Raw genomic sequence first — 16,327 nt, 5'->3', positions numbered from 1 at the left:
CGATGGGAACGACCAGGCCGGCTCTCGGCGAGCTGCTGCGGGGCCTCTCCCGTGATCGGTCACTGCTCGACCGACTCCACCAGGACCTCACCCCACCTCAGGAGGCCGAGCCGGAGACCACGCCGGGCGGCGCCCGGATCGTGACACCGGGCCAGGAACAGGTGTGGTCCTTCGACGCATTGTCGCCGGGCATGGGCGTCTACAACGTCCCGCTGGTAGCACGGGTCTCCGGAAACCTGAACGTTCCCGCCCTGTGCGAGGCCGTCAAGGCGGTCGCGGCGCGCCACGAGACCTTGCAGTCCGGCTTCGCCCTGATCGACGAGCAGCTGATGGCAGTGCCCGCGGCGAAGCCCGAAGGAAGATTCGTCGAGAAGGATCTACGCGCCGAAGCCAACCCGGACTCGGTCGCGCGCGCATGGGTGATCGCGGAGGCCGGAAAGCCGTTCGACCTCGCGAGCGGCCCGCTGTGGCGCTGCCTGGTGGCCCGCCTGGCCCACGACGAGTACCTGGTTTGCTGGGTCATCCACCACATCGCCATCGATGGCTACTCCCTGCGGGTTCTGCAGCGGGAACTCGTCGCGGCCTACCGACAGCTGATGAGCGGCGCGGAAGTCGCGCTCGAACTGGTGCCGACCGGGTACTACGAGCTCGCGGGCAGGCGCCGCAAGCGCAGCAAGAAGGACGACCTGGCGTATTGGAAGTCGGCGCTCGCCGATCCGCCGGAGCCGGTCGAATGGTCGTTCGCACGGCGTAGGCCGGCGCACCCGACCTACGACGGGGACAGCGTCGAGTTTGTGGTGTCCGACGAACTCGGCACCGCCGTACGGAAGTTCGCTGCCGAGGCGCGCTGCACGCCGCTGATGGTTCAGCTGGCGGCGTTCGCCGTGCTCGTGCACCGCCACTCCGGAGCGGACGACTTCGTGCTCGGGATGCCCACCGCGGGCCGTACCCCGCACGTCGATGAGGACGTGGTCGGCTACTTCGTCAACATGCTGGCGCTGCGCCTGCGATGTGCGGCCGGCGTGACGGGGCGCGAGCTGCTGGACGCAGTCCGCGACGCTGCGCTCGATGCGTACTCACATCGGGAACCCCCATTCCGGGACGTCATGGAGGCCGTGCGGCCGGAGCGCGTCCCCGGCGTCATGCCGGTCTTCCAAATGGTGTTCACCTCGCCGCCCAAACTGGACACCTTCGACGCCGACGGGACGTCGTTCGCCTTCGAGGAGTGGCACAGCGGGCAGACGCTGTTCGACTTCGAGATCCACTTCCCGGAGTCGGCGACCGGGAGCGTCGGGTTCATCAAGTACTGCACGAGCCTGTTCGACCGGGACCGGATCGAGGTGCTGGCCGAGCAGTACGTCCGGATCCTCGAAAGCCTCATCACGAATCCGCGGCGGCCGATCGCCGAGATTCCCCTGCTCACGCCGGAACAGCGGCAGGCGGTGCTCGGCGCCGGCGTAGGCCCGGAAGTCGGCTTCGGGGCGGTTGACGGAGTCCACCACCTGATCGAACTCCAGGTGGACCGGGCGCCTGACGCGATCGCAGTCACGGCCGAGGCCGGGCAGTGGACGTACCTGGAGCTGGACGAGCGCGCCAACCGGATCGCCAACCGGCTTCGCGCGCTCGGCTTCGGGCGCGGCGACCGGGTCGGGCTGTGTTTCGAGCGGTCCCTCGAGCTGGCGGCCGCGATCCTCGGGGTGCTCAAGGCCGGTGCTGCGTATGTGCCGCTGGATCCCGACTACCCGCGCGCCCGACTGGATTTCATGGTTGCCGACGCCGAGGTCCGGCTGGTGCTGACCCACGCGGCGGCGTCGAGCCGGGTTCCGTCCAAGGTGGACACTGTGCTCGACGTCGCCGAAACCCTTGACGATTCGGCGGATCGCTGTGCCCCGGTGATGCACGAGGACGATCCCGCCTACGTGATCTACACCTCGGGCACGACCGGGAGGCCCAAGGGTGTCGTCAACAGCCACCGGGCGATCGCGAACCTCGTGCGGTGGATGCGTTCGGCATACGAGCTGGACCGCACCGACGTCGTGCTGCAGAAGGCGCCGTACAGCTTCGACGTCTCGGTGGGGGAGTTCCTCCTGCCGCTGGTGACCGGCGCCCGCCTTGTGCTCGCCCGGCCGGACGGGCACAAGGACCCGGCGTACCTGCACACGCTGATCAAGGCCGAGGGGGTCACGACCGTCCACTTCGTCCCGTCGATGCTGGAGGTCTTCCTGGCCGCGGTCGACGTCACCGACTGCCCGTCGCTGCGACGCATCGCCAGTGGGGGCGAGTCATTGCCGACGGCGCTCGCCCAGCGGCTGCTCGCGGCCACAAACGCCACGTTGCATCACCTGTACGGCCCCACCGAAGCGGCGGTCGATGCCTGTCATTGGCGGTGCGACCCGGGCGATCCGGGGCCGGTGGTGCCGATCGGGCACCCGATCGCGAACACCAATGTGTACATCCTGGATGATCGCGGCAATCCAGTCGCCGAGGGCATGCCAGGCGAGCTGTACATCGGCGGCACCCAGGTGGCCGCCGGGTACGCCAACCGGCCGGAACTCACCGCGGAGCGGTTCGTCGCAAACCCCTTCCACGGCGGCACGATGTACCGGACCGGTGACCGGGCCCGGCGCCGCTCCGACGGCGCGCTCGAGTTCCTCGGCCGCGTCGACCGGCAGGTGAAGGTCCGCGGCTTCCGGATCGAACCGGCCGAGGTCGAGGACTGCCTGGTGCGGTCGGGCCGGGTGCGCCACGCCGTCGTGCTGCCGCGGGCGGACTCTGCAGGCGGCGCGACGTTGGTCGCCTACGTCGTGCTCGCCGATCCGGCGGGTTCGCTGGATCAGGTCCGGGAGTTCCTGCGCGAGCGGTTGCCTCACTACCTGGTTCCCGACGCGTTCGTCACGCTCGCCGAACTGCCGACGACCAGCAACGGCAAGGTGGACGTACGGGCGCTGCCCGACCCTGCGCCGCGGGCGACGGCCGGCACCGGTGGCGCCGAGCCGGACACCGAGACCGAACGGCGGATCGCGAAGATCTGGTACGACGAGCTGGCCGTCGAGCGGATCGGCAAGCATGACAGCTTCTTCGCGCTCGGCGGTCATTCGCTGAAGGTGATCAAGGCGGTGCTGCGGGCGGGCTCGGAGCTGGGGGCCGAGATTCCGTTCCGGACGCTGTTCGACAACCCCGTCCTCGCCGATTTCGCCGCCGCCGTCGACGGGCTGCGCGCGAGTGGTGCGACGCCCGACGCCGCTCCTACCCGCTCCCGGCGGAACGTCGGTGACCTGCTCGACCACCTCTCCGGCACCTTACAGACAGGGCCTGATCTCAATGACTGAGCAAAGCCTGCTCAATCGGCTCCGCGAGCTGAGTGCCACCCAGCGGGCAGCATTGCTCTCAGTGGCGGCCGAGCGGGGCAACGACTTCGACATCCACCCGCTGTCGTCGGCGCAGCGCCGACTGTGGCTGATGGCGCAGCTGCACGCGGATTCGGACCCGTACAACGTCCCGTTCGCCTTGCGGCTGCGGGGTCCACTGGACGTCGACGCGCTCCGCGGCGCGGTCACCGACCTGACCGCGCGGCACGCATCGCTGCGCACGGTGTTTCTCGACGCCGAAGGCGAGCCACTCCAGGTGGTGCTGCCGGAAGCCGGGATCGAGCTGGAGGTCGAGGATCTGACAGCGGCGGCGGACCGCGAAGCGATGGTCGCCGAGCTGGTCGCCGACGAGGCACGCAGGCGCTTCGACCTCGCCGCGAGCCCGCTGGTGCGAGCCCGGTTGCTCCAACTCACCGAGGGCGACGCGGTGTTCCTGCTGACGCTGCACCATCTCGTGTGTGACGGCTGGAGCATGGGGATCGTCTTCGACGACCTTGCCACGTTCTACACAGCACGGCGCGAAGGCCATGCCGCGACGGCGGTGCCAACGTCGTGGCAGTACTCGGACTTCGTCTGGTCGCACCAGGAATGGCTGCGCAGCGACGCCCCGGACCAGCTTGCGTCAAAGGCCGCGGAACGGCTGGCCGACGCGCCCGAGTTGCTGGAGCTGCCGATCGATCGTCCCCGCCAGGTCGGAGTGTCCGCGGTGGGGGCCGTGGAGTGGTTCGACTGGCCGGAGAGCCTCGCCGCCGACCTCACACGCTTCTGCGAGACCGAGGACATGACCCGCACCACTGTGCTGCTGGCCGCTTTCGCCGCGGTGCTGCACCGCCTCTGCGGTACCGATGACCTGCTCCTCGGCACGCCGGTTGCGAATCGCACGCGTCAGGAGGCCGCGGACGTCGTCGGGTTGTTCGTCAACGTGCTGCCGATTCGGAGCACATTGTCGCCCACCACGAGCTTCCGCGAGATGGTGCTCGGCACGCGGGACGAGCTCACGTCGTGCCTGGCGCACCAGGATCTCCCGTTCGACCGGCTGGTCAGCCGGCTCGGGGTGACGCGCGACGCCACCCGCCACCCCGTGTTCCAAGTGGCCTGCACGACCGAGGACGACACCGGACGCCTGCAGTTGCCCGGCGTTACCGTGACGCCGATGCGAGTCCACAGCGGAACATCCAAACTGGACGTGACGGTGTCGTTCAGGGTGGGCGAGTCAGGAATCAGCGGCAGTGTCGAGTACGACAGCCTGCTGTTCGACGCCGCGACGGTGCGCGACATGATCACGTGCCTGCGGGTGCTGCTGGTGTCCGGTCTGTCCGATCCGGACAGACCGGTATGGACGCTCCCCATGCTCGACGCCGAGCAGGAGGACCGGCTCTTCCGCGGCTGGGGCCGCGGCGCACGCATGGACAGTGGCGGCCAGTTCGTCCACGAGCTGATCGAGGAGCACGCGGATCGGCGTCCGGACGGCCCGGCGGTTTCCTTCGGGGCCGAGCGGTTGGGCTTCGCCGAACTGGACGAGCGGGCCAACCGGCTGGCGCACTGGCTGATCGAGGCCGGTGCCGGGCCCGACAGCCTGGTGGCGATCCTGCTGGACCGCTCGGTGGACCTCGTCGTGTGCTCGCTGGCGGCGTGGAAGGCCGGAACAGCGTTCGTTCCGCTCGACCCGTCCTACCCGGCGGAGCGGCTGGATTACCTGGTCGCCGACTCTCAGGCGAGCATGGTGCTGACGACAACGGCCCTCCGCGAAAAGTCGGCTCAGGCCGTCCGGACGGTGTGCTTGGACGAGGTGGCCGGCGAGGTACGGCGGGCATCGGCGGAACGGCCCGCGCGTCGCGCAGAGGACGACAATCTCGCCTACGTCATCTACACATCGGGCTCCACTGGACGCCCTAAAGGGACGATGCTCACGCAGGCCGGTCTGCGCAACCTGGCCCTGACCCAGCGTGAGGCGTTCAGGCTGACCCCGGACGACCGGGTGCTCCAGTTCGCGTCGTCGAGCTTTGACGCGTACGTGTTCGAGGTGGCGCTTTCGCTCGCCGTCGGCGCCGAACTGGTCCTCGCGCCGCGTGAGGCGCTGCAGCCGGGTGCCGACCTGGTCGAGACCATCAACGCCGGGCGGGTCACCATGGCGGTGCTGCCGCCGACGGTGGCGGCCATGATGAAACCCGATGACGTGCCGACCCTGCACACACTGCTGGTCGCCGGCGAGGCGTGCCCGCCGCAGCTGGCTGCGGACTGGGCGTCGCGGCGGCTGATCAACGGCTACGGCCCGTCGGAGATCACGGTGTGGGCGACGCATTCCGTGTGCGTGCCCGGGGAGCATCCCGTGCCGATCGGCCGCCCGCTGCCCAACGTGGACGTCTATGTCCTCGACCAGCGGCTGCTGCCCGTGCAGCCCGGTGCGGCCGGGGAGCTGTGTGTCGCGGGCGCCGGGGTGGGCCGCGGCTACCTGCGCCGGCCGGAGCTGACGGCGGAAAAGTACGTCCCCGACCCGTTCAGCGACCGGCCGGGTGCCCGGATGTACCGCACTGGGGACATCGTGCGGTACCGGCCCGACGGCAGGCTGGAGTTCCTTGGCCGGCTCGACGGCCAGGTGAAGGTCCGCGGGCTGCGGATCGAGCTGGGGGAGATCCAGTCAGCGCTCTTTGCCCAGCCGGGGATTCGTACCTGCGCTGTCGCCATCACTGAGGAACCCGTCAGTGACATGCGCCTGATCGCGTACGTGGTGTCCGACTCGGCCGAGGCGGCCGAGCCGGCGCAGCTGCGCCGCGCACTGCGGGAGTTCCTGCCCGAATTCATGGTGCCGTCGGCCTTCGTCCGGGTGGACGCGGTGCCGATGACGCCGAACGGCAAGGTCGACTACCGGGCGCTGGCCCGGCACAAGCCGGTGCGCTCGAGCAACGGCCGCGCGCAACCTGCGGGATCCGCACTCGAGAAGCAGATCCTCGCGGCGTGGCAGCAGGTCCTCGGGACCGACGACATCGGCGTCGACGAGAACTTCTTCGACGCCGGCGGCAATTCGCTGCTCATCACCACACTGCGCAGCCGGATCGAGCAGGAGGTCGGGCGCACCGTTACAGCGGTCACGCTGTTCCGCTACCCGACCGTCCGAGGGCTCGCCGAGCACCTCGGTGACGACGGCCTGGCCGACCGCACGGCGCAACCCGTCCGCCTGTCCCGGGCGCTGCTACTCGAACGCTCACGTCGGGCCGCACCCGGCGCGAAGGGAGCCTGACATGGACGAGTTCACTGGTCTGGAGATCGCTGTCATCGGGATGGCGGCGCGGCTCCCGGGCGCGGATTCCATCGACGCCTACTGGGATCTGGTGCGCGGCGGCGAATCCGCCCTCAGCACCCTCACCGACGCGCAGTTGGCGGAAGCGGGCGTGCCGAGAGAGGTGTACGAGCAGCCGGGCTACGTGCGTTCAGCGGGTGTGCTGGCCGACGCGGAGTGCTTCGACGCCGGATTCTTCGGGCTCTCTCCGCGTGATGCCGCGGTGCTCGACCCGCAGCACCGGATCTTCCTCGAATGCTCGTGGCACGCGCTGGAGCACGCCGGCTATGCCAGGACCCGAGGGGACCACCGCGTCGGGGTCTACGCGGGCAGCAGCTTCAGCACGTACCTGCTCCGCCACCTGCTGCCCAACGACGCCGTGATGCGCGACGTCACCGAGCACGAGCTGCTGCTGGCCAACCAGCCGGACACGCTCGTCACGCGAGCCGCGTACCACTTGAACCTGAACGGGCCCGCCGTCGCCGTCCAGACGACGTGCTCCACCTCGCTTGTCGCGGTGCACCTCGCCTGTCAGGCGCTGCTTGCCACGGACTGCGACATCGCGCTGGCGGGCGGCAGCTCGGTGCGACCCCCGCAGACCGAGGGCTACCAGTACCAACCTGGCGGTATCCGTTCGCCGGAAGGGACGTGCCTGCCGTTCGACGCGCGGGCCCAGGGCACGCTGCCGGGTGCCGGGGTCGGTTTGGTCGTGTTGAAGCGGCTGGCCGACGCGCTGGCGGACGGTGACACCGTGCACGCGGTACTCAAGGGGACGGCGCTCAACAACGATGGAGCGAGCAAGGTCGGCTTCACCGCGCCGAGCGTTACCGGGCAGGCGGCCGTCATCCGCTCCGCCCTGGAGATCGCTGACGTGGACCCGGCGACCATCGGGTACGTCGAGACGCACGGCACTGGGACGCCGCTCGGCGATCCGATAGAGATCGCCGCGCTGACGGACGCGTACGGCGGGCAGCAGACCGGCTACTGCGCGATCGGCTCAGTGAAGGCCCAGCTCGGACATCTCGACTCGGCGGCGTCGATCGCCGGTCTGCTCAAGGCGATCCTCGCGGTGAAGCACGGCGTCGTGCCGCCGAGCCCCTACTTCGAGACGCCGAACCCCGCGCTCGAACTTGACCGGTCCCCGTTCTTCGTGCCCACCGAGGCCATGCCCTGGCCGGATCTCGGCGGACCGCGACGGGCCGCGGTCAGCGCGTTCGGGATGGGCGGCACCAACGCTCACGCGATCGTGGAACAGGCTCCGGCGGCGCCCGCGAAGGCCGTTCGGGCCGCGGCTCCCGAGGAACTTCTGCTGCTCTCGGCCCGGTCGCCCCAGGCGCTGGCCGCCGGTGCGGCGGGCCTCGCCGAGTTCCTTGACGGCCGGGACGTTCCGCTCGCCGAGGCCGCGGATACGCTGCGCGTCGGCCGGGCGGCCTTCCCGCACCGAATGGCAGTGGTGGCCAAGAACAAGGCCGAGGCCATCGCCCGCCTCGGCGCGGACGCGCCGGACGGGCGCTGGACCGGCGCCGCTGGATCGGCGCGGCGCGAGGTGGTGTTCATGTTCCCTGGCCAGGGCGCGCAGCACCCCGGGATGGCGCTCGGGCTGTACCAGGACAACGCCGTGTTCCGAGAGCATCTCGACGAGTGCGCCGGCCATCTGCGAAACCACCTCGACCGCGACCTGATCGAGATCCTCGGTGCCGACTCGGTCGGTCAGACCCGGTACGCGCAGCCGGCGTTGTTCGCGGTCGAGTACGCGCTCGCGAAGGTGTGGCAGAGCTGGGGTCTGTTCGCGGACTCGATGGTGGGGCACAGCATCGGCGAGTACGTGGCGGCATGCATGGCCGGAGTGATCGAACTGCCCGACGCGCTCGCGCTCGTCGCCACGCGCGGGCGGTTGATGCAGGCGCTGCCGTCCGGCGGGATGCTCTCGGTCTCCTGCCCGGCCGACGACCTGGCGCCGCGGCTGACCGGCGGGCTCGGGCTGGCCGCGGTCAACGCGCCCCGGCTGTGCGTGGTGTCCGGCCCGCAGGAGGAGGTCGACCGGCTGGCCGCGGACCTGGCCGGCGACGGCGTTGACACCACGAAGCTGCGCACCTCCCACGCGTTTCACTCCGCGATGATGGAACCGATCCTGGACGAGTTTGCCGTGCACGTCGCCAAAGTGGCGTTGCGTCCGCCGGTGATCGAGTGCGTCAGCGGGGTGACGGGCGCGCCGCTGACCGACGAGCAGGCCACCGATCCCGGCTACTGGGCGAGCCAGCTCCGTCAGCAGGTGCGTTTCAGCCAGGGACTGCAGGCGGTGCTCGGGGAATCACGATTGCTGCTGGAGGTCGGCCCCAGCACCACCCTGGCCACCCTGGCACGGCAGCACGATCTCGTGCCCGGCGGTCACGTCGTGCTGAGCTCGCTGCGCCACCCGCGCGAGGCCGGTACCGATACCGCCGCGCTGACGGCTGCGTTCGGCCGGGCATGGGTGGCGGGCGCGGCTGTCGACGTCGCCGGTTTCACCGAGCCGGGACGGATGGCGGCGCTGCCCGGGTACTCCTTCGAGCGGCAGCGCCACTGGTACGACGTCCCTGCCGCGGTAGTGCGGAAGGCACGTCCGGCCGCCGAGGTCCCGGCGGGCGACCCGGGCGAGTCGGCCACCGAGCGCGTGATCCGCGACGTTTGGCAGCGCCACATCGGCATCCCGCGGATCGGGCGCCACGAGAACTTCTTCGAACTCGGCGGGCATTCCCTGTTGGCCACCCAGATCGTCGTACGGCTGCGGGAGGCGCTCGGCGCCGAGATCCCGCCCGGTGCGCTGTTCGACACGCCGACGATCGCCTCGCTGGCGGCAGCGGTGGACGAGGGGCTGGCGCCCTCGGTGGAGTCTCTGCTCGGCGAGTTGGACGGCTGGTCGGCCGAGGAACTGCAGGCGGAGCTGAATCTGGCGCTGGAAGACGAAGGCAAGGGACAGCGGTGACCAAGAACTCAGAACTGGCGCAGCGTCTCGCCGGTCTCAACGCGACGGAACGCCGTCAGCTGCTCGCCCGCCTGAAGGGGCGCAAGAGCAGGATCACGCCGCGTGCGGGGGCTGCCGCCCCGCTGTCGGCAGCGCAGCAGCGCCTGTTGTTCCTCGACCGCCTCGACCCGGGGAACCCGGCCTACACCATGGCGTTCTCCGTCCGCGTACGCGGCAGCCTCGACCGCGGCGCACTTGAACGTGCGTTTGCCGCAGTCGTGGACCGGCACCAAGTCCTGCATTCGGTGTTCGTCGAGATCGACGGCGAGCCCCGGCAGGTGGTGCAGGATTCGGCCGATGTGTGGCTGCCGTACGTCGACCTGAGCGGGACGCCCCAAGCGGACCGCGAGCTGGCCGCACTGGCCGCGGCACACGCGGGCACGCGGTTCGACCTGCCGGTGGGGCCGCCGATCAGAGCACGGCTGGTCCGGCTGGACGTCGCCGAGTACCTACTGCTCGTTGCGGTGCACCACATCGCGTTCGACGGCCGCTCCACCGACCTGTTCGTGCGTGAGCTGGTGGAGATTTACGGCGGCACGGAACCTCCCGAGCTGCCGGTGCAGTTCGGCGACTGGGCAGCGTGGGAGGCCGAGCATCTGTCCAGCCGGCCCGACGACCAGGTGGCTCACTGGAAGGAGCGGCTGGCCGATTCCCCGGTGTTGTCCACCGTGACCCCGGATTTCCCGCGGCCGGACGTGCAGACGCACCGCAGCGGCAACCTGCCGTTCGACGCGCCGGCGCAGGTCACGGACGGTCTCATACAGTTCGCCCGGGAGACCGGCGTCACGCTCAACGCGGTGGTTCTCGCGGGGGTCGCCGCGCTCGTTGGGCGGCGAACCGGCCAGGACGACGTCCTGCTGGGCGTACCGACGGCGGCGCGGACCCTGGCCGAACTTGAGCCGCTGATCGGCAGTTTCGCGGATACCCTGGTGCTGCGGGTGGACCTCTCGGGTAATCCCACTCTGCGCGAGCTGGTCCGCCGGGTCCACGACGAGCTCCGGTGGGCGATGGGCCACCAGGGCGTGCCGTACACCCGGGTTGTCGAGGCCGTGGCGCCGACGCGGACGCTGCGCCACAACCCGCTGTTCCAGATCATGGTGGGCGTCACCGAATCGGGCCAGGAGCAGCAGCTCACCGTCGGCTCCACTACGTTCGCCGCCGAGTCGCTCGACAACCGCTCGTCCGACTTCGACCTGTTCTTCGCGCTTGACCGGCGTGGCGACCGGTTCGGTGGTCTCGTCGGTTACGACGCCGACCTGTTCCTGCCCGACACGGTCGATGACCTGCTCGTCGGGCTGACGCGGGTGCTGACGGAGATGACCGCTTCGCCGGACGTGACGCTGCGCGAGGCGGTCGGCCTGCGCCAGGGTGCCATTCCGGTCGTGGCGACCTTCACCGCCGATCTGGCCGCGGACTCGCTGGGGTTCTGGCTGCGCTTCCTGCGGCAGCCCGTCACTGCCCAGATCGCGCCGTACGGCCAGGTCGTGCAGCACCTCGCGAGCAGGGCGTCGACGGGGCAACCCCAGGTGGTCCTGCTGCGCTGGGAGGATGCGCTGCGGCACCGCAGCGATCTGGCCGTCGCGGAGCAGGCCGCAGTGCTCGAACGCTCCCTCGACGACGTGCTCGACGCGCTCGCCCTGTTCCGCGAGCGGTCCGATGACCCTGCGGTCATCGGAGTCACTCCGGCGTCCGGCCGGTTCTGCGGGCACCCGTGGGACGGGCTGTTCGCGCAACTGGAGGACCGGCTGGTCGCCCGGTGTCTGCCCCTTGGCGGGGTCACGGTGATCCCGGCAGCCGAATGGTCGCGGCGGTACCCGACCGCGACGGTCGGTGACCCGGAGGCCGACGACCTCGGGCACGTTCCGTACACGGCGGAGTTCTTCGCCGCCATCGGAACCCGGCTTGCACGGGAGATCTACGGGTTCCTGGCCCGTCCGATCGACACAGTGGTGTTCGACCCGGCGCCGTGGGCGGGAACGAACGCGGCGGGCCCGCTGGCCCGATTCCTCGCACAGCAGGCCCGGCACGGCCGACGCGTCGTGCCCGCACTCGAAGACGGTGCCGGGCAAGGCTGTCTCGTGCTGCATCCCGAACCGCGGGACGTGCCCGGTGCCATGGTCGTGACCGTGCCTGAAGAACCGGACGGGCTCGTGCGGTTCCTCGAGCAGCTGTGGCCACTCGACCGGCCCGCGGCCCAGTCCGCAACCGCCGTCGTCGCGGGGGACCGGCTCGGCCACCTCGCCCGGCGGCTCAACGACATGGCGACTGTCGCCGAGCTGTCCCGCCCGGTGTCGCGCCTGGTCGCCCCGGCTGACGAGCCCATCGTCCCGCCACGGACGCCTGCTGAACGCGCGCTGAGCGTGCTCTGGCACGACCTGATCTGTCCCGGGGGCGTGGCGCCGGACGAACTCGGGGTCACCACGAGCTTCTTCGCTCTCGGCGGCCATTCCTTGCTCGCGACGCAGTTGCTGTCGCGAGTACATACGGAGTTCGGCAAGCACGTGTCGCTGGCAGACTTCATGGTCGGCCCGACCATCGAGCGGCTCGCAGAGCTCGTCGAGCTGGCCGACGACGGCGACCGGATTGACCCGGTCGCACGGGACGGTGAACTGACACCATCCTCGACTCAGCAGCGGCTCTGGGCGCTGTCGCAGATCGATGGGGACGCCACCAGGCACAACATCACGGTGTCGCTGGCCCTGCGGGGCCCGCTCGATCGCGCGGCACTGCGCCGGGCCATCGACGAGATCGTTGCCCGGCATGAGGTCCTCCGCACGACGTTCACCGGACGGGACGGCCGGCCGGTCGCGGTCATCCGGTCGGGCATGGCGAGCTGGTTACCGGACGTCGACGGCACTGCGGTCGATACATATCTGCGGTCACACGCCGAGACGGGCTACGACCTGGAGAAGGGCCCCCTGCTGCTGGCCCGGCTGGTTCGCGTGTCGGAGGAGGAGCACCACCTCCTGCTCGGCATGCACCACATCGTGTCCGATGCGTGGTCGTGGGGTGTCTTCCTGCGCGAGCTCGCCGCGCTGTATTCGGCCTTCCAGGCCGGAGAGCCGTCGCCGTTGCCCCCGCTGGACATCCAGTTCGCCGACTACGCGGCCTGGCAGGTCCTGCAGTTGACCGGCAACGCGCGGCCGCACGAGGAGTTCTGGCGCGACCGCCTGGCCGGCGCACCTGCGTTGCTGAACCTTGCCACCGACCACGCCCGCCCCGCGGTGCGCACCGAACACGCGGCGCGCAGCCGGCGTGTGTTCACCCCCGAGCTCGGGCCCACGCTGCGCGCGGTGAGCGGGGCTGAGGATGCCAGCCTGTTCAGCGCGTTGCTCACCGGGTTCGCGCTGCTCCTACGCCGGCACAGCCTCGACGAGGACCTCGTGGTCGGCACCCCGGTCAGTGGGCGCGACCGGCCCGAGCTGGAGCCGCTGATCGGCTGCTTCACCGACATCCTGCCGCTGCGGCTGGCGGTGGACGGGGCGAGCTCGTTCTCGGAGCAGATCCGCCGCACCCAGCAGCGGGTGGTGGAGGCCTACCAGCACCAGCGTCTGCCGTTCGCCCAGATCGTGGAGACCGTCGCCGGGCGCCGGGACCCGGGCCACCACCCGGCCTTCCAGTGCATGTTCAACTTCCTCGACCAACCCGAGATCGTGCCAGAGCTGCACGGGCTTGAGGTCGTCGTCGGCGACGTGCCGGCGACCGGCACCGACTTCGACCTCTTCCTCACCATGTCCTGGGAAGGCGACCGGCTCGCGGCGAGCCTTACCTACAGTACGGACCTGTTCGATGCCGCGACCGCCGAGCGGATGCTCGCCGAGCTGGAAGAGGCGCTGGCCGAGCTGGCGGCGCGACCGGAGCAGCCGATCGCCGGGACCGGCGCACTGACGCCGATCGAGATGCCGGCACACTGGGCGCCGCGGAGGGCCGAGCCGGTCCAGGCAGCCGACGAACTCCCGGTCGTCGTGGTCAGCTCATTCACCGCGGACCCGATGCGCGACGCCGCCGAGCACTGGCTGCGGATGGCCGGGATCCCGGCTGCGCTGGAGTTCGCGCCGTACGGGCAGGTGTTCCAGCAGCTACTCGATCCGGGCAGCGCGCTGAGCGGGTCGCCTGCAGGGGTCGGCCTGATCCTGCTGCGCTGGGACGACTGGCTGCGGTACGGAGCTGCCGATGACCGACCCTCCGCGGCAGCGGTGAGCAGGCTCGAGCAGCGCCTGCACGAGCTGTGTGCGGCGCTGCGCACGTTCCGGGAGGGCTCGTCCACGCCGTTGGTCGTGGGGCTCTGCCCGCCGTCGTCGGAATTCGTATCGGCCCCCTGGGACCGTCATTTCGGCGTGCTCCAGGAGCGACTGCGGCGGTTCGCAGACGGGCTCGGCAATGTGATCGTGGAGTCAGTCGCGCACGCGGCCAAGCCGTACCACGTCACCGATGTGCACGACGACGAGGCCGACGCGCTTGGTCACATGCCGTACGCTCCGGAGTTCTACGCGGCGCTCGGCACGGTCACTGCCCGCATCGTGCGGCGTGCCCTCGTCAAGCCGGTGCGGACCATCGTGGTGGACCCACTGCGCTGGCAGCCCACCCTTCTTCGCCTGCTGCGCCCAGCTTTGCGGCGCGGCGCCACCCTGGCGTTGTGTTCCCCGGATGATGTGGGCACGCTCAATCTCGAACGCCTGCCGATCCACCCGGACGAGATCACTGTCGTACGTGGTGGGCTGTCGATGATCGACCACTTCGCTGAGCTGGCCGCGACTGGCGACCGGGCAGAGTACCTGGTGCTCGCCCCCGACCCGGAGACGTGCGCGGCGTTTCGCGAGAAGTTCCCGGAGACGCCCTGCGTCGAGCTGCCCACTGACCCATTGGCGCTGCGTGAGCTGCTGGCGCACGTCTGGTACCTCGACCCCCCGATCGGCTCGCCGACCGAACCCGGCGCCGTTGCGATCGCTCTCCAGACGCCCACCACGGGGCGCGAGATCCTCGGCTTGATCGGCCCTGCCCGCTCTCGAGCCGCCGATGTCGCCTACCGCGCGCCGCGCACCGAGCTCGAAAGGCGGCTCACCGCCGTCTGGGCAGAGCTGCTGTGCGTGGACGGGATCGGGATCGACGACGATTTCCTGGCCCTTGGCGGCGATTCGATGCTCGCCATCCGGGCGGTGTCGTTGGCCAGGCAGGCTGGGATCACACTGACCCCCCGGCAGGTGCTCGAGAACGGCACCGTTGCGGCACTGGCTGAGGCGTCGGCGGCGCGGCCGACGGTTGCGGGGCAGGGTCCTGATGACGGGCCAACTCCACTGACACCGGGCCAACGCTGGTTCCTTGAGACCGTGGCCCCCGGGATCCCGAATGTCGCGCACTTCAACCACCCGTATTACCTCGAACTCCGCGAACCGGCCGACCCCGACCACCTGCGCCGGGCGCTGGAACACCTGGCAGCGCAGCACGATTCGCTGCGCCTGCGGTTCACCCGGAGCGAAGCGGGCGAGTGGCACCAGGAGCACGCCGCGGCGCCGCAGCCGGCGTTCGAGAGCCACGGTGTTTCGGACGAGGACCAGATAGCAGAACTGTGCGCGCAGGCGCAGAGCTCGCTCGACCTGGGCGAGGGCCCGGTGCTCCGTGCCGTGCACTTCCGGCCCGGGGAATGCGGCCGGGAACGGCTGCTGATCGTCCCGCATCACCTCGTGGTCGACGCGATCTCCCGGGGCATCCTGCTGGAAGACCTCCAGACGCTCTACCGGCAGGTCGCCGGTGGGGAACAGCCTTCACTGCCGCCGAAGACGACCTCGCTGCAGGAGTGGGCGCGCCGGCTGGAGGAGCACGCGGCGTCCGACGAGGTCCGCGCCGAGCTGCCGTTCTGGCTGGAGCAGACGGCGGTCCCGGGTGCGCGGCTACCAGTCGACTTCCCGGACGGCAGGCCCACTTGCGGCAGTTACGTCTCGCTGCGGCGCGGGCTCGGCAAGTCCGAGACCCAGGCCCTGCGGGCCGTCGCCCGCGGGTTCGGGATGAAGCTCGGTGACCTCTTCGTCGGCATCGTCGCGCGCTGGCTCGCCGAGCGGACAGGCAGCAGGGACTGCGCGATCGCCGTCGCCGGGCACGGCCGGGAAGAGCTCTTCGACGATGTCGACCTGTCGCGCACCGTCGGCTGGTGCCAGGTGTACTACCCGCTTCTCGTCCGAGCACCAGGGGATGGTCTGGAGGCCGTCCGCGGCCAGCTCGCGCGCGTCCGGCAGAACGGGATCGGTCATTCGCTGCTCCGGTATTGCAGCCCGGACAGCGAGGTGCGTGACGCTCTCGCCGCGGTCGCGCCACCGCAGGTGAGTGTGAACTTCATGGGGGACTTCGGGTTCGGCGGCACCCCGACCGGAACCGAGCTCTTCGACGTCTTCAGCGGGCCGTACGGGCCGCCGCAGGACGAAACCGGTGAATGGCTCTACCTGCTCGACGTCGTGCCGTCGATCGTGAACGGCGAACTTGTCATGCAGGTCAACTACAGCAGTAACGTCCACAAACGGACGACAGCGGAAGGAATTCTTGATGAATTGGTTGGCAACGTGCACGTGGTGATCGAGGGCTCTGACCTCACCGAGCCGGGACCGGCCGGGAGGAAGAAGTGAAAGAGATATCAACCCGACGCCCGTCCGGTTTTCTCGGGTTCACCGTGATCTGGTCCGGTCAGCT

General features: G+C 70.2%; 4 protein-coding genes. All 4 read left to right on the top strand.

Going from position 1 to position 16,327, the window contains the following annotated elements:
- The first annotated feature begins 2 nt into the window (after positions 1 to 2).
- From OG747_RS49985 to OG747_RS49970, 4 genes are read left to right on the top strand one after another with little or no spacing between them, the layout of a single operon-like run.
- Entirely contained in the window at positions 3 to 3,329 is a 3,327-nt protein-coding gene (locus OG747_RS49985) for an amino acid adenylation domain-containing protein (protein WP_331744050.1), read from the top strand.
- Entirely contained in the window at positions 3,322 to 6,606 is a 3,285-nt protein-coding gene (locus OG747_RS49980) for an amino acid adenylation domain-containing protein (RefSeq protein WP_331744052.1), read from the top strand. Before OG747_RS49985 ends, OG747_RS49980 begins: the two co-directional genes overlap by 8 nt.
- A gap of 1 nt (position 6,607) precedes the next feature.
- On the top strand, positions 6,608 to 9,610 hold the full coding sequence (locus OG747_RS49975; protein ID WP_331744055.1) for a type I polyketide synthase: 3,003 nt from the start codon (positions 6,608 to 6,610) through the stop codon (positions 9,608 to 9,610).
- The gene (locus OG747_RS49970; protein ID WP_331744057.1) at positions 9,607 to 16,263 is read left to right on the top strand and encodes a condensation domain-containing protein; all 6,657 of its coding nucleotides are present in this window, start codon (positions 9,607 to 9,609) and stop codon (positions 16,261 to 16,263) included. The genes OG747_RS49975 and OG747_RS49970 overlap by 4 nt, the downstream gene beginning before the upstream one ends.
- The last annotated feature ends 64 nt before the right edge of the window (positions 16,264 to 16,327 follow it).

The organism is Streptomyces sp. NBC_01384, assembly GCF_045040035.1.
In the GTDB taxonomy this organism is placed as follows: domain Bacteria; phylum Actinomycetota; class Actinomycetes; order Streptomycetales; family Streptomycetaceae; genus Streptomyces.
This window is presented reverse-complemented; position numbering and strand designations above follow the sequence as displayed.